The following is a 15790-nucleotide window of genomic DNA, read 5'->3' on the forward strand; positions in this document are numbered from 1 at the left end:
TTCTATTCAAAATATTACAACGTTATATTATCATATTCACTTTTTAAATACATATATATTTTTGGTAGTTTTTTTGAATAAATCTTCCAATTCAATCAGAAAATAATGGCAAAAAAGAAGAGGAGTTTACATATGGATACGGTAACATTAGCAAGAGCATTTTTTGGTTCTTCATTAGCATTCCACATTATCTTTGCAACACTTGGCGTCGGACTTTCATTGATGATTTTTATAAGCGAAATACTCTATCACTGGAAGAAAGACTCCGACTATGCCATTATGGCGAAAAGATGGACAAAGGCTTTTGCTATTCTTCTCGGTGTAGCAATTCCAACTGGAACAATTGTTGGTGTGCAAATCTCACTTCTTTGGCCTGGTTTCGCCAAAATTGTTGGGCAAGTTATCTCTGTTCCCTTCCAAATTGAGATTTTCGCCTTCTTTTTGGAAGCTTTATTCATGTCGATTTACGTATATGCAGCCGATAAACTTCCTCCATTTATGAGATTAATCTCGCTATTTTTCGTCATGCTTGGTGCCACAGCATCCGCCGTGCTTATTACATCAGCAAACACATGGATGAATACACCAGCAGGATTTTCAATGAATCCAGATGGATCTGTTTTTAACGTTGATCCGTGGAAAGCTTTCTTTAATCCGAGTTTTGGCACAAGTGCATTCCATGTTGTTATTACGGCTTATGCAACTGGTGCGGCTGTCATTGCTTCTATCGCTGGATTTAAATTATTGAAGAAAAATTTAAGTACACGTGAAATTGCTTATCATAAAAAAGGGCTACTATTAGGGCTTGTCGTTACATTTATTACAGGCGCTACGATGTGGCTTTCAGGACATGAATCAGCGATTGCCTTACATAAACACTCACCTGAAAAACTTGCATCTGCTGAAGCTTTATTTGAAACGACATCACACGCACCGCTATCCATTGGCGGAGTTGTGGATCCTAATACACTTGAACTAAACTACGCACTTGAAATTCCAAACATGCTTAGCTTATTAGTGGGACTAGACCCTAGCACTGTCGTAAAAGGTTTAAAGGAATTCCCACAAGAAACATGGCCACCATTTTATACACATACACTATTCAACTTAATGGTCGGCACTGCTGCATTCACCTTTGCAGTTGCAGCAATTGCACTCTTATATTGGTATTTCGTGTACCGAAAAAAGGGAACAGAACTACCGAAGTGGCTACTTTGGGGGGCTGCCGCATGCGGACCAATTATGATGCTCGGTATTGAATTCGGATGGATTTTCAGTTGTAGCGGTCGTCAACCATGGACAATTTATGGTATGCAACGTACCGTCGATGCAGCTACACGCGCTGATTTCGTCGGTCCTTTATTTATTTTGTTCATCATTTTGTATATTGGACTCGCTATTTTAACAGTCATTGTTCTACGGACATTCTTTAGAAGACATCCATTAAAGAATGATTTACAACACCAAGGAGGCGATTCTCATGTATGAGGAAAGTATTGCAATCATCATCTTATGGGCCCTTATTTTCGTATACAGTATACTAGGGTCCATTGATTTTGGCGCTGGTTTTTGGGGCATGGTATACGCAAAACATCCGACGCTCGCTGCTAAACTTGCGAATCGATACTTATCACCAACTTGGGAAATAACAAATACGTTTCTCGTTTTCGTCGTTGTCGCATTTCTCGGCTTCTTTCCGAAAGCGGCCTTTACTCTTGCGACAGTAATGTTCGTACCAGTTATGTTAATTTTAGTGCTCATTGCAGTACGTAGTACATTTATGGTATTTGCTTACTCCTTGCCAAAATATCAATACCTTCTTCGGGTTATTTCAGGTATTACTGGTCTATTAATTCCAGCACTATTAATTACCGTTTTACCCGTTACAGAGGGAGCCTATATTACAATGTCTGAAGGAAAGGAAGTACTCCTATATGGAAAACTTCTTTCTAGCCCAGTTATCTACTGTTATATGCTCTTCGGACTAACTTCTGAACTATTTCTCTCCTCTCTCTTTCTTGCTGATTTTTCGAGAGAACAAAGTTCAGAAGATACGTATAGAATTTATAGAAGAAATGCTATCATCCTTGGTCCTGCAACGCTCGTTACGGCAATTATTGCCCTCGTTGTAATGGATCCAGAAACACATTGGCTTATGCAAGGATTAATAAAGCAATTCCCATGGTTTACAGTTTCTATTGTTTTATTCGTTATCGGATACTCGTCCCTTTGGTGGACAAACAAAAAGTACAATACACTAGGATACCCTCGCATTGCCGTTTTAGCTGTCGTCGCTCAATATGCATTTGCAAGCTATGCTTACGGGGTCGCGCATTTACCGTATATTATTTATCCTGACGTAACGGTATTTACAAGCTTTACAACGAAAGAAACGTTCTATGCACTGCTCATTCTATACGCAATTGGGATTGCAATTTTATTACCAGGATTTATTTTCTTCTGGAACTTATTCTTGAAGGATCGTACTTTTTTGAAGGAAAAATAATATAGCATTGGAGTCTGTTCCAAAAGGCATTTTGGGATAGGCTCCTTTTGTCATGTTTTGTCGATAAGTCGATATATTTTAAAAATCGCTGATATATTTTCAGTTGCGCCGATATATTTCAATAATCGCTGATATATTTTAACTTGCGCCAATATATCTCAATAATCGCTGATATATTTTAACTTGCGCCAATACATCTCAATAATCGCCCATATAAATTTCATTTACTATCTTACTGCCCAATAATTTATAGACTCCTCTCATAATAGTTATTTCACTATTCGTGACACTTGTCCTTTAGCATGAAAAACACATATTCGCTTCATCTCGTTATACGTCTAGTTCTTCTTATTTTTTGCTGAATATACTACCAATATAAACTTGAGACAAGCTACATCTATTCAAGGGAAAATAGAAAGGTAGGCAAAATATGAGCATTGAAATATGGATTACTATTATTGTATTCTTCTTAACGATGATTGTTATCTTTTGGCGGCCTCGAGGTTTAAATGAGGCGTGGCCAGCAGCAATCGGAGCTGGTATCATCATAATTACTGGACTTGTATCAAAACCAGACGTCATGGATATTATAAGTAAAATTGGCGGTGCTTCCATAACAATATTAGCGACTATCGTCATGGCAGTTATATTAGAAAGCTTCGGCTTTTTCCATTGGTCCGCAGCGAAACTAGCAAATTTAGCAAAGGGGTCTGGACGCCGCTTATACTGGTATATTCAATTATTATGTTTTCTCATGACTCTTTTATTCAATAACGACGGTAGTATTTTAATTACAACTCCAATTTTAATTCTTCTTCTAAAAAATCTTCAATTAAAACCTCATCAGCAAATTCCTTATTTATTAAGTGGTGCTTTAATCGCTACGGCATCTAGTGCACCAATTGGTGTAAGTAATATCGTAAATTTAATCGCATTAAATATCGTTAATATGACTCTTTATATGCATACTGCTATGATGTTTGTACCTGCAACATTAGGCTTATTATTTATGTCATGGCTCATGTATACAGTTTTGAAGAAAAAACTTCCGAAAAAATTACCTGTTTCTTCATATGATATTGAAGAAATTTTCTTCACGAAAAACTTCCATCCACTAAAAGGAAATAATTCTGTTGATACGAAACAAAAACGGACAAGATTCATGTTAAAAGTATTAGGTTTCGTCTTCCTTATGCGCTGTCTTCTATTTGTTGCATCCTTCTTATCCATCCCAATTGAAATCGTTGCAGTACTTGGTTCACTCGTTCTTCTCATTTGGAGATGGTACTACTTACGAACAAATCCTGTCGACATTTTGAAAAAGACACCGTGGCACATTTTAATTTTCGCCTTCTCTATGTACGTCATTATTTACGGACTCCACAACGCAGGATTAACAGCTGCACTTGTACAATGGCTCGAGCCAATTGTGAATCAGCATCTACTCTATGCTAGCTTTGCAATGGGCGGACTTGTATCCATCCTCTCTAACGTCTTCAATAACCATCCTGCCCTTATGATTGGTACAATCACATTAACAGAAATGGGACTAGATCCAGTCACATTAAAAACTATCTATCTTGCAAACATCATTGGTAGTGACATCGGTTCACTATTACTACCAATTGGTACGCTAGCTTCACTCATTTGGATGTATATTCTGAAACAAAACAAAATTAAAGTAAAATGGAAAGACTATTTAAGTGTATCCCTTATCGTTATCCCGCTCACAACAGTCGTCACACTATTCCTCTTATTCTACTGGGTACATCTCTTCTTCGCCTTATAAACAACAGAAGCCCCATTTGCTACCGTCTTAGCAAATGGGGCTTCTTCTATAATAAAGTTAGGTACTACAGTGTGATCAATTAAGTAAAGAGGTGTAACATGTTATTGATATAAATGACTACCAGCTTCTTTAAATTCTTCTGCTTTCTCTTTCATTCCTTTTTCAATTGCTTCTGTCGTTTCTAAATCATTTTCTTTTGCATATTCACGAATATCATGTGAAATTCTCATACTACAAAACTTCGGTCCACACATTGAACAGAAGTGAGCTGTCTTTGCCCCTTCTGCAGGCAACGTTTCATCATGATATTCCATCGCACGTTCAGGATCTAAAGATAAATTAAATTGATCGCGCCAACGGAATTCGAAGCGTGCTTTTGAAAGTGCATCATCACGCTGATGAGCCGTTTTATGTCCTTTCGCAAGATCAGCCGCATGCGCTGCAATTTTGTACGTAATAACACCCGTGCGTACATCATCTTTGTTTGGCAAACCTAAATGTTCTTTAGGCGTTACATAACAAAGCATCGCTGTTCCAAACCAGCCAATCATCGCAGCTCCAATTGCAGATGTAATATGGTCATAACCTGGTGCAATATCTGTCGTTAGTGGCCCAAGTGTGTAAAACGGCGCGCCCTGACAAATATCAAGCTCTTTCTCCATATTCTCTTTAATTAAGTGCATCGGTACGTGTCCAGGTCCTTCAATCATAACTTGCACATCATGTTTCCAAGCAATTTTGGTTAATTCACCAAGTGTTTCAAGCTCAGAAAACTGTGCTTCGTCATTGGCATCTGCAATAGACCCTGGACGTAATCCATCTCCAAGAGAGAACGAAACATCGTACTGCTTCATAATTTCACAAATCTCTTCAAAGTGAGTATATAGGAAGTTTTCTTTATGATGGAATAAACACCACTGTGCCATAATCGAACCACCGCGCGAAACGATACCTGTCGTACGCTTTGCCGTGATTGGAATATAACGAAGCAATACACCAGCGTGAATCGTAAAGTAATCAACGCCTTGCTCCGCTTGCTCAATTAACGTATCACGGTACACTTCCCACGTTAAATCTTCTGCAATTCCATTTACCTTTTCAAGCGCTTGATAAATCGGCACAGTTCCAACTGGTACAGGCGCATTACGAATAATCCACTCACGCGTCGTATGAATGTTTTTACCTGTAGATAAATCCATAATCGTATCTGCACCCCAGCGCGTTGCCCATGTCATCTTCTCTACTTCTTCTGCAATCGAAGAAGATACAGCTGAGTTTCCGATATTCGCGTTTACCTTCACATGAAAATTACGCCCGATGATCATCGGTTCAGCTTCTGGATGATTAATATTCGCTGGTAAAATAGCGCGGCCTTCTGCGATTTCCTTACGAACAAACTCCGGCTCTACCCCTTCACGAATCGCAACATATTCCATCTCAGACGTAATAATGCCATTACGTGCATAGTGCATTTGCGTAACGTTTGCACCTTGCTTTGCTCTAAGCGGCTGGCGATCCATTTGCGGGAAAACAGGTGTATGCTTCGAAGCTACTTTCACACCGTCATCCTCTGGTTTCACTTCACGCCCTTCGTATGCTTCTACATCACCACGCCCCATAATCCAAGAGTGGCGCGGCGTTGGAATTCCTTTTTCCAACTCGACCTTATACGCAGGATCTGTATAAGGACCGCTCGTATCATACACACGGATTGGTGGATTTGGAACGCCATTCGTTTCGCTTTGTTCAATCTCACGCATCGGCACTTTCATACCTTCTCGTGGTCCATCCACATATACTTTCTTACTCCCTGGTAAACTCGACTTCAATTCAATTTGCTCAGCTGAAACAGATTGTTTCATAATTTTTGTTGCCCCCCTGTTCGTGACAAGGACAAGATATGGCCAGCGCATGCCAAAATAAAAAGAGCCAGGTCCATAAAAAAATAAGGACCTGGCTCATAAAGACATCATTATGTAAAGCCGTTAACTTCCCTACGCTGGTACGAGCCAGATCAGGTCCAAAGGGTTAAGAAGTTCACGCGCTTCTCTCTCAGCCTACGCATACGTTAGGCACCCCTAGTTTATCACTGATTTAATTTTCAATACTTTCCCATCATACACGATAATCTGAAAAATGAAAAGTTTATTTCTTTTGCACTTTACGGAATCATCCAAGTTAAATAATATGCCTGAACATAAGTCATAATCCCCACAATTATGACGAAGAACAAGCTATATTTCACTGTAAAACGGAACAAATCCGATTCTTTTCCAGCAAGACCAACCGCCGCACAAGCGATCGCAATCGACTGCGGGGAAATCATTTTCCCTGTTACACCGCCTGTTGTATTTGCTGCAACGAGAAGCACTTCAGATACGCCGACTTGCTGTGCTGTAATGGCTTGTAAATTTGAGAACAGTGCATTCGCAGACGTATCAGACCCTGTTAAGAATACGCCAATCCAGCCTAAGAATGGTGAGAAGAACGGGAATAGTCCGCCAGTTCCGGCTAATGCTAACGCTAACGTAGAAGATAGACCAGAATAGTTTGCGATAAATGCAAACCCTAGTACAAATCCGATAGATAGAATTGGCATTTTTAATTCGCTTAACGTTTCTTTAAATGTCACTGCTGCATCTTTTACATTCATTTTCAAAATAAACATGGAAATGATACAAGCAATTAAAATCGCTGTTCCAGTTGCCGATAATACATCAAACTTCAGAATTGCCTCGTAAGGCGTTGGTTTATTTACAATTGGCTCTGCTTTCATTACTAAATTATGCAGACCTGGAATTTCAAACTTAAATACAAGACTTTCTAAAGCCCCTCCTGGAGCGAATAATGCCTTAAAGAAACTTTGGCTCCAAATGACTACCATAACCGTTAATACGATAAATGGGGACCATGCCTTCACTACTTTTCCAAACGTTAATTTTGGCATCGATGCTACTGTCGTTGTTGCTGCTACTTCACTATTTGCTTGCCCAGATTGATAAGTTTCTTTCGGCTGCCAAACTTTTAAGAACAGCGCTAAACTAATTAAACTTACAAGTGCCGATGTAATATCCGGAAGTTCCGGTCCTAAAAATGTCGCTGTAATGAACTGCGTAATCGCAAATGAACTACCCGCTACAAGTAACGCAGGCCACGTTTGTCTTATCCCTTTAAATCCATCCATTAAAAATACGATAAAGAATGGAACAAATAATGATAGGAACGGTAATTGATGCCCAGCCATTTGTCCAATTTTATGTGGATCAATACCTGTTACTTGTCCAGCAACTGTAATCGGAATTCCCATCGCTCCGAACGCCACTGGTGCAGTATTTGCAATCAAACAAAGACCTGCTGCGTATAAAGGATTTAACCCAAGACCCGCAAGAAGCGCTGCTGTAATCGCTACTGGTGCCCCAAATCCTGCCGCTCCTTCTAAAAATGCTCCAAATGAAAATCCAATTAAAATAACGAGTAGACGATGATCGTTCGTAATCGATAATACCGATGCACGAATCACATCAAATTGACCTGTTTTCACAGAAATTTTATATAAAAATACGGACATAATGATAATCCAAGCAATTGGCCATAACCCGTACAAAAAACCGTACCCGGTTGCTGCCATTGCCATCGTGAACGGCATTTTATAAGCGAATAACGCTACTAAAACTGTAAGTACAACTGTAATAAATCCTGCCACATACCCCTTCATGCGGAAAACTGCTAAAGCTAAGAAAAAAAAGATAATCGGAATAAGTGCGACCGCTGCCGAAATCCAAATGTTTCCGAATGGATCATAAACTTGTGTCCATGTGTTCATTGTTCTCTCCCCCTAAAGAATCCCCTTTTAAATAGAATAACCTCATCAATAGACTATCAGGTCATCATACCTTTAAGCCTAAAATAAAAAAACGTTTAAGAAAACGTTTTCAACAACTTTCATTTATACTGTACCATAACAATTTCTATTAAAAAAGATTTTTTTGAAAATTTTATTATTTAACAGAAAATCTTACAAAATCGTCACGTTCTTGTAATGTTCATCGATAGGAAGTTTGCCAAAATTATTGCATAATAATAGTATAACAACAGAAATTATTCATGAGGTGATATATATGAACGGAAATAAAATATTAGCTGCGTTATCATACTTTAGTGTACTATTTGCCCCTATCTTATTCCCTATTATCGTTTGGATTGTGGGAGACGCTGAAACAAAACCACATGCAAAACGTGCTCTATGGACACACATCATTCCAAGTATCGCTACATTCATTGGCGTAACTATTCTAGGAATTATGGGCCTTGGATCTGATCAACCAGATGTAACACTTGGAATTGGATCAATGATTGTCTTAGCTATTTGCGGAATCATCAGCTTATACTACTTCATCTGGAACATTGTAAAAGGAATTAAAGTGCTGAAAGCTTAATTTTAAACAAATGTTTGTTTAAAAAGGGCCCCTTTCAATTTGCAAGGGGCCCTTTTCCTAATTCGTTCACTTTATCTTCTGCGTTTCTTCTTTTTTCTCATCATTTTCTTTCGGCGCGTATTCACTTTATCCGCTATAATGTGGAGCGTACTTGCCACAACAATTCCCATTAAGAACGTTACAATTTCAACCTCATGCTTCTTCGCAATTTCTATTAAATTACCATCCAGTGCGATTACATTTAATAGTAACAAAAATGGAGAAAAGACGATTAACATGTACGCAATACGAATTACATCACCAAGTATAATCGTATGTGTAAAGAAAGATCGATGCGGCATTACTTTCTTATAAGGATACCAAAATATACGTAAGAAACCCCATTTGTTATAAGCATTACTGTACGTATCTAAATCTGGTGTTAAAAATGAAGTACCTACTAAAAAACCAATCGCAAAAGTTAATAAAAAATCAAAATTTGTTAATCCATACGAAAAGAGCAAAAACAAAACAACCGGAAGGGATATTAAGTTTATTTTCGTATGCGTTCTTCCTGATGGCATAATGCACTTCCTCGCTTACGTTCGTCCTGTCACCTTATGACAGGTTTCAACTATTGACCTAATTTCTGATCGATAAATGTTGTGTCTATATCCGAACCAAACCATTCTGCCAACTTCACTCGTGCCTTATCTTTCACATCTTCATTGACGTATAACGACACCTGTATTAGTGCGGCCGTTAACGCCCCCAAATCATCCGTATAGCCAATTCCAGCAATGAAATCTGGAATCGCATCAATCGGTGCAATAAAATAAGCAAGTGCTCCAATTACAATAATTTTCACTCGTTTTGGAACATCGGGTCTTTGCAAAACGTAAAACAGTAATAAACTTGCATAAATGACCGATTGCCCTGCTTGCTTTGCAACATGTTTTCCTTTCTTCCAAAACGCTTCAACTGAAAATTTTTGTTTCATGTAAAAAGCCTCCCTATTTTTAAAAAGAAATAAGCTACAATATGTTATCAGTAAAAGTTCATGGAAATTACACAAAACCTATCAATGAACTTTTATTGTAACAAACAAACCAAAAAAGAACAAGTGTTCGTTAATTTTCACACTATTTCCTTCATATAATAGATTTCTAGATAACCCTTACCCATCTTCATTTCTTATTTCTCAACAAAGAAAATTTTCACTTCCACTTAACATTCTGCTCTACCTTTGTTATATTTTCTAGTTGACGGACATATAAACGAATGTTAAAGTTTTCTCTGGTAGTGACAAATCTTATACAAAAAATGTAAAATGTTATAGTGTTTCTCAGAAATGAATTTTGTTGTATAATACAGAAATGACGTTATGCTTATGAGCAACAAAAGAAACCAAAAGGGTATGCATAGTTATAGTCGTATATGGGTGAATATAGAACCTTTAATTATGGCCAAGAAAACTATGTATTTTTTATTTTAGCATTTTTCGCTCCAAAATCGACCAAGCCTGATAGAGAAAGGGTGGAAATGAATGAAAGAAACCTTGAAATCACAATTTCAAAATGTGCGTTTCACTGTATTCGTAGCTTTAGCCTTATGGCTGAAAACTTACCTTATTACACGCACAAGCTTTGATTTAAAACTTGAATCTTTCATGCAAGAATTCATTTTATTCCTTAGCCCATTAGCAGCATCATTACTGCTTGTTGGTCTTGCATTATTTGCAAAAGGGAAAAAACGTAACTATATAGCACTTGGAATTAATTTTGTCTTAACAATCGTTCTTGTTGGTAACGTAATGTTCTACGGATTCTACAATGACTTCGTTACATTACCGGTGCTAGGACAAACATCTAACTTCGGAAGTTTAGGTTCTAGTGTGAAAGAATTATTTAACTACAAAATTATTCTTGCATTTGCAGACATTATCGTTTTCTTCGTTCTATTAAAGAAAATGAAGAACTTTGCACCTACAGAGCGTGTAGCACGCCCGATGCGTTCTCTATACTTCGTATCAACAGTTGCTATTTTCTTCGCAAACTTAGGACTTGCAGAAGCTGAACGCCCAGAACTATTAACACGTTCATTCGACCGCGTTATGCTTGTTAAAAACTTAGGATTATATGTACATCAAGTATACGATCTTGGCTTACAAGCAAAATCAAGTTCACAAAAAGCGTTCGCTGACGGTAGTAAATTACAAGAAACAGAAAACTACGTAAAAACAACACAAAGTAAACCAGATCCAAATATGTTCGGTACTGCAAAAGGGAAAAACGTAATTGTTGTCTCTCTTGAGTCATTACAAACATTCTTAATTGGTGCAACAGTTAATGGACAAGAAGTTACACCATTCTTAAACCAATTTACGAAAGAAAGTTATTACTTTGATAACTTCTTCCATCAAACTGGTCAAGGTAAAACCTCTGATGCTGAATTCCTAGTAGATACTTCGTTATATCCACTAGACCGCGGTGCTGTATTCTTTACACACGGTAACAATGAATATACAGCAACTCCAGAAATTTTACGTCAGCAAGGGTATCACACGTCGGTATTCCACGCAAACAACGCAACATTCTGGAACCGTAACATTATGTATCCAGCACTTGGTTATGATCGTTACTACAACGAGCTTGACTACAAGATTACGCCAGAAACAAAATTAAACTGGGGATTAAAAGATATCGAGTACTTCGATCAATCTATTGATATGTTAAAACAAGTGAAGCAACCATTCTATACTCGCTTCCTTACTTTAACGAATCATTACCCATTCACTTACGATGACAGTACAAAATTAATCGATGAATACAATTCTGGTGATGGAGTATTTGACCGTTACATGGTAACTGCTCGTTACTTAGACGAAGCAATGAAACACTTTATTGAGCGTCTAAAAGCAGAAGGTATTTACGACAACTCAGTAATCGTATTCTACGGTGACCACTACGGTATTTCTGAAAACCATAACCGTGCAATGGCACAGTTCTTAGGAAAAGAAGAAATCACTGCATTTGACCATATGAACTTACAAAAAACACCGATGTTTATTCACGTTCCAGGTCAAAAAGAAGGTAAAACAATTTCGAAACCAACTGGTGAAATTGACATTAAACCAACTATTCTAAACTTACTTGGTGTAGATTCTACAAATGACGTTCGATTCGGTCATGATGTATTCTCACCTGATAATAAAGGATTCGTTGTTCTTCGTGACGGTAGCTTCGTTACAGATAAATACATGTACACAAACAGTACATTCTATGACCGTGCTACTGGCGAAGTTGTACAATTACCGAAAGAAGAATCTCAACCACTAATTGATCGTGCCCAAAATGAATTGAACATGTCTGATAAAATCATTGAAGGTGACTTACTTCGCTTCTCTGAAAGTAATAAGATCAAAACTGGTGAAGTAAAAACAGTTATTAAAGAAGAAAAGAAGAGCGCTGAGTAATCTCAGCCTCTTTTTTATTTTCTTCCATACAACTACTTATATTCATTAACTTTAAAATTACATAACCTTTACCAAATATTCACATAGTGTTAATGAAGAATCTCTATAATAAAATATGTAAACGAGGTTCTACATATTTCTCATCTCTCATCTTTCGTAAGATCCCTTAAAGAAATGTGTAAATCTTTTGTTTCTACTTTCTTATAATTGTCTTTCAACTTGTTTTGTTTCCATACACAAAGCATTCAACGAGACAATGTCCCTATGAAAGATAGCTACCCTCCTTGTGCAGCATTCCATAAGAATGTTGCTTTTTTTTATTTAAAAGCAGGATTCTCATTTCTTATTTTCGAATTTGTATATACAAAATGCTGTAAAGTGAAACTTTAATCAGCCCTCATCAATCGGGCATTTACGGGCAGTGATTCGCCCACTTCACTTCTTTGCTCTACCCGAATTTGTAAGTAGGGGCTTTACTGCCGTTAATGCGGGGTAGATCATCCTTATTTCTCTATGATTTACAAATACATATATGGTCATATGTAGAGAATTGCTCACATAAAAATTACTATAGTGATTTTTATCTCGCATGAATGAAAGTTTCACGTTACTTACGTACTTACGAAAGGATGGGACGGAAATTGGCATACGAAAAATTTGTACTTTGGAATGATGAAGTTATTGATACAACAAAACAACAAACGTACATAGAACTTGAAGAGAGAGGTTCGCAGTTCGGAGATGGTGTCTATGAGGTTATTCGCCTATATAAAGGGAACTTTCATTTATTAGATCCGCACATAACGAGATTATATCGATCCATGGAAGAAGTAGAATTATCGCTCCCTTTCTCAAAAGCTGAGCTCATCACTTTACTTTACAAATTAATTGAACGAAACCATTTCCACGAAGATGGCATCATTTATTTGCAAGTATCTCGTGGTGTACAAGCTCGCACACATGTATTTTCATATGACAACCCTCCGACAATTTATGCCTATATTACAAAAAAAGAACGACCAGCTTTATGGATTGAATATGGTATACGCGCTATATCAGAACCCGATACTCGATGGCTACGCTGTGACATTAAATCATTAAATTTATTACCAAACGTACTAGCTGCTACGAAAGCTGAACGGAAAGGCTGTAAAGAGGCACTTCTCGTAAGGAACGGTATAGTAACGGAAGGAAGCCATTCCAACTTCTTTTTAATTAAAAACGGAACGCTTTACACACATCCAGCCAATCACCTTATTTTAAATGGCATTATTCGTCAATATGTCCTTTCTTTAGCGAATACTCTTCACATTCCTGTGCAGGAAGAACTTTTCAGCGTTCGTGACGTTTATCAAGCAGATGAATGCTTTTTTACAGGCACAACGATTGAAATTTTACCAATGACCCACCTTGATGGGACCGCGATTCAAGATGGGCAAGTTGGGCCTATCACCAAAAAACTGCAAAAATCTTTTAATCAAATCTTATTACAATCCAATATGTCATCTTCTTAAACACGAATAATTTCTGTCCTTTCATATTCAATATATGCATTTAAATGGAAATCAAGGTGTAATTTTATGCCTTGATTTTTTTCTTGTAATCTTTTTGTCATATTCAGATTCCTATATAAGTCTTGACAGTAATCGACATGCTCTTTAGAATTTTTAACAGTTGGTAAATATTTCTTCACTACATTACAGACAGAAAGGAATCGACAAATTATGAAAAAGTATCTTGCCGGTCTTGCGGCAGTGTCTGTAGCAGGAGGAGCAGCACCTACACTTGATAGTGTTCAAGCTGCACCTGAACAAAATACACAAAAAGCTGCTACAACTGTCCAAGCTTCTGCATCAAACAGCTCATCTTATAAGGTAAACGCGAGCGTATTACATGTTCGTGCGGGATCAAGCACTTCTCACGACATCATCTCACGCGTTTATAACGGTCAATCACTAAACGTGATTGGCGAAGAAAACGGTTGGTTCAAAATTAACATTAATGGACAAACAGGCTTTGTTAGTGGCGAATTTGTATCAAAAAGTGGCGCAGCAAACAACAATGTAAGTACAGGTGGCAACAATAAAGTTACCGCTGATGTATTACGTGTACGTACAGCTCCTAACACATCTAGTTCTGTTTCTGGACGTGTATATGAAGGACAAACATTAAACGTAATTGGACAAGAAAATGGTTGGGTGAAAATTAACCATAATGGACAAGTAGGTTATGTAAGTGGCGAATTCGTATCTGGCGTTTCTTCTAATGCAGGTTCTTCAAACAACAATACGAATAATAACAACCAAGAAGTAAAACCAGCAAGCGGAAACTATACAGTAAATGTATCTTCCCTTCGCGTTCGTACAGGTCCTAGCACTTCTCATACAACTGTAGGTTCTGTCAAAAAAGGACAAGTAGTACAAGTTGTTGGCGAAGTTCAAGATTGGTTCAAAATCAATTACGCAGGACAAACTGCTTATGTAAGCAAAGACTACGTAACAAAAGGCGGTTCTAACGAAAACGTTACAGAAGGCAACAAACAAGAGCAAAACAATAATAATGGAACTATTCAAACTGGTGGTTCTTACGTGGTTAACGCTACATCTCTACGTGTTCGTACAGGCCCTGCCGCTTACCATAGTGTAATTGGTGGCGTTTTAAATGGTACAACATTAAACGTAGTTGGATCTGAAAACGGTTGGTTTAAAGTAAATTACCAAGGAAAAACAGGCTTTGTTAGTAGCGAATTTGTAAAATTCGTTAAAGGTGGCACTACTACTCCTGAGCAACCAAAACAACCTGAAAAACCTAACCAAGGTGCAATTGGCGACTACTACATTAATGCTTCTGCACTAAATGTACGTAGCGGCGAAGGTACAAATTATAGAATCATAGGCGCACTTCCACAAGGACAGAAGGTTCAAGTAATCTCTGAAAACTCTGGATGGAGCAAAATTAACTACAACGGTCAAACTGGTTATATCGGAACACGTTACCTGTCTAAAACACCAGTTGGAGGCGCAGTAGATAATAAGCCTAACAATAACCAAAATAACAATCAAAACAATAGCAACAATAATAATACAGGCAACAATAGCGGCGACAGTTCTTCCGTACTTGCATATGCAAAATCAATGCAAGGTGTACCGTACGTTTGGGGCGGAACTTCTGCTAACGGTGTAGACTGCAGTGGCTACATCTACCACGTATTTAAGAAATTTGGTCATAACATTAGCCGCCAAAGTGTTGCAGGATATTGGAGTAGCCTACCAAAAACTTCAAGTCCACAACCTGGTGACTTAATTTATTTCCAAAACACTTATAAATCTGGTCCTTCTCACATGGGTATTTACCTTGGGGGCGGATCATTTATCCAAGCTGGAGATAAAGGTGTCGCGATCGCTTCATTAAGTAACTCTTATTGGAAGAGCCACTTCTTAGGATACACGAAAGCACCTTAATTAATAGTTTCAAAGCCTTCTAGTTTACTAGAAGGCTTTTTTTGCTATGAGTTCAACATATTACTCCCTTTCTCCTACCTTCTCTCTACAAAAATAATGTATCCATTCTTCCATTTCATACACTTTATTCTACAAAAACAATGC

General features: G+C 37.7%; 11 protein-coding genes and 1 riboswitch. Of the genes, 7 read left to right on the plus strand and 4 right to left on the minus strand.

Going from position 1 to position 15790, the window contains the following annotated elements; genetic code table 11:
- Positions 1-132 precede the first annotated feature (132 nt).
- The 3 genes from cydA to ACQGS6_RS13225 all read left to right on the plus strand — a co-directional run bounded on the left by cydA (position 133) and on the right by ACQGS6_RS13225 (position 4295).
- A complete protein-coding gene (gene cydA, locus ACQGS6_RS13215) occupies positions 133-1488 on the plus strand; it encodes a cytochrome ubiquinol oxidase subunit I (protein ID WP_426965210.1) in 1356 nt (451 codons plus the stop codon).
- Positions 1481-2506, plus strand: coding sequence for a cytochrome d ubiquinol oxidase subunit II (locus ACQGS6_RS13220; protein WP_426965211.1), 1026 nt, complete (start codon positions 1481-1483; stop codon positions 2504-2506). Before cydA ends, ACQGS6_RS13220 begins: the two co-directional genes overlap by 8 nt.
- A gap of 430 nt (positions 2507-2936) precedes the next feature.
- Positions 2937-4295 carry an arsenic transporter gene (locus tag ACQGS6_RS13225; RefSeq protein ID WP_000021123.1) on the plus strand — a complete coding sequence of 453 codons (1359 nt, stop codon included), beginning with the start codon at positions 2937-2939 and terminating at the stop codon, positions 4293-4295.
- Positions 4296-4396: 101 nt separating this feature from the next.
- On the opposite strand, the gene thiC is transcribed toward ACQGS6_RS13225, so the two are convergent.
- Together thiC and lldP are read right to left on the minus strand one after the other, a co-directional pair.
- Positions 4397-6157, minus strand: a complete 1761-nt coding sequence (gene thiC, locus ACQGS6_RS13230) for a phosphomethylpyrimidine synthase ThiC (protein WP_000814479.1) — start codon at positions 6155-6157, stop codon at positions 4397-4399.
- 112 nt (positions 6158-6269) lie between these two features.
- Positions 6270-6385, minus strand: a riboswitch (TPP riboswitch).
- Positions 6386-6456: 71 nt separating this feature from the next.
- A complete protein-coding gene (gene lldP, locus ACQGS6_RS13235) occupies positions 6457-8118 on the minus strand; it encodes an L-lactate permease (RefSeq protein ID WP_426965212.1) in 1662 nt (553 codons plus the stop codon).
- Positions 8119-8413: 295 nt separating this feature from the next.
- Here lldP and ACQGS6_RS13240 point away from each other — a divergent pair, with 295 nt between their 5' ends.
- The gene (locus ACQGS6_RS13240; RefSeq protein ID WP_001014099.1) at positions 8414-8731 is read left to right on the plus strand and encodes a DUF4870 domain-containing protein; all 318 of its coding nucleotides are present in this window, start codon (positions 8414-8416) and stop codon (positions 8729-8731) included.
- Positions 8732-8802: 71 nt separating this feature from the next.
- Here the strand turns inward: ACQGS6_RS13240 and ACQGS6_RS13245 are convergent, their stop codons facing one another.
- Positions 8803-9294 (minus strand): metal-binding protein, encoded by a 492-nt coding sequence (locus ACQGS6_RS13245; protein WP_001139060.1) that lies wholly within the window; start codon positions 9292-9294, stop codon positions 8803-8805.
- A gap of 50 nt (positions 9295-9344) precedes the next feature.
- Positions 9345-9710, minus strand: a complete 366-nt coding sequence (locus ACQGS6_RS13250) for a YkvA family protein (RefSeq protein ID WP_000810364.1) — start codon at positions 9708-9710, stop codon at positions 9345-9347.
- Positions 9711-10256: 546 nt separating this feature from the next.
- Between ACQGS6_RS13250 and ACQGS6_RS13255 the strand changes: the two genes are divergently transcribed.
- From ACQGS6_RS13255 to ACQGS6_RS13265, 3 genes are all read left to right on the plus strand, one after another.
- Positions 10257-12185, plus strand: a complete 1929-nt coding sequence (locus ACQGS6_RS13255) for an LTA synthase family protein (RefSeq protein WP_000665358.1) — start codon at positions 10257-10259, stop codon at positions 12183-12185.
- Positions 12186-12814: 629 nt separating this feature from the next.
- Positions 12815-13699, plus strand: coding sequence for a D-amino-acid transaminase (locus ACQGS6_RS13260; protein WP_080473662.1), 885 nt, complete (start codon positions 12815-12817; stop codon positions 13697-13699).
- 210 nt (positions 13700-13909) lie between these two features.
- Entirely contained in the window at positions 13910-15646 is a 1737-nt protein-coding gene (locus tag ACQGS6_RS13265) for an SH3 domain-containing protein (RefSeq protein WP_025966397.1), read from the plus strand.
- The last annotated feature ends 144 nt before the right edge of the window (positions 15647-15790 follow it).

This window comes from Bacillus sp. GMs2/2, from assembly GCF_050172095.1.
Taxonomy (GTDB): Bacteria; Bacillota; Bacilli; order Bacillales; family Bacillaceae_G; genus Bacillus_A; species Bacillus_A cereus.

Bases quoted from the DNA above. Each gene is read 5' to 3' on its own strand.
- ACQGS6_RS13245 (WP_001139060.1), bottom strand. From the start codon at position 9,294: ATGCCATCAGGAAGAACGCATACGAAAATAAACTTAATATCCCTTCCG.
- ACQGS6_RS13220 (WP_426965211.1), top strand. From the start codon at position 1,481: ATGTATGAGGAAAGTATTGCAATCATCATCTTATGGGCCCTTATTTTC.
- thiC (WP_000814479.1), bottom strand. From the start codon at position 6,157: ATGAAACAATCTGTTTCAGCTGAGCAAATTGAATTGAAGTCGAGTTTA.
- cydA (WP_426965210.1), top strand. From the start codon at position 133: ATGGATACGGTAACATTAGCAAGAGCATTTTTTGGTTCTTCATTAGCA.
- lldP (WP_426965212.1), bottom strand. From the start codon at position 8,118: ATGAACACATGGACACAAGTTTATGATCCATTCGGAAACATTTGGATT.
- ACQGS6_RS13265 (WP_025966397.1), top strand. From the start codon at position 13,910: ATGAAAAAGTATCTTGCCGGTCTTGCGGCAGTGTCTGTAGCAGGAGGA.
- ACQGS6_RS13250 (WP_000810364.1), bottom strand. From the start codon at position 9,710: ATGAAACAAAAATTTTCAGTTGAAGCGTTTTGGAAGAAAGGAAAACAT.
- ACQGS6_RS13240 (WP_001014099.1), top strand. From the start codon at position 8,414: ATGAACGGAAATAAAATATTAGCTGCGTTATCATACTTTAGTGTACTA.
- ACQGS6_RS13260 (WP_080473662.1), top strand. From the start codon at position 12,815: ATGGGACGGAAATTGGCATACGAAAAATTTGTACTTTGGAATGATGAA.
- ACQGS6_RS13225 (WP_000021123.1), top strand. From the start codon at position 2,937: ATGAGCATTGAAATATGGATTACTATTATTGTATTCTTCTTAACGATG.
- ACQGS6_RS13255 (WP_000665358.1), top strand. From the start codon at position 10,257: ATGAAAGAAACCTTGAAATCACAATTTCAAAATGTGCGTTTCACTGTA.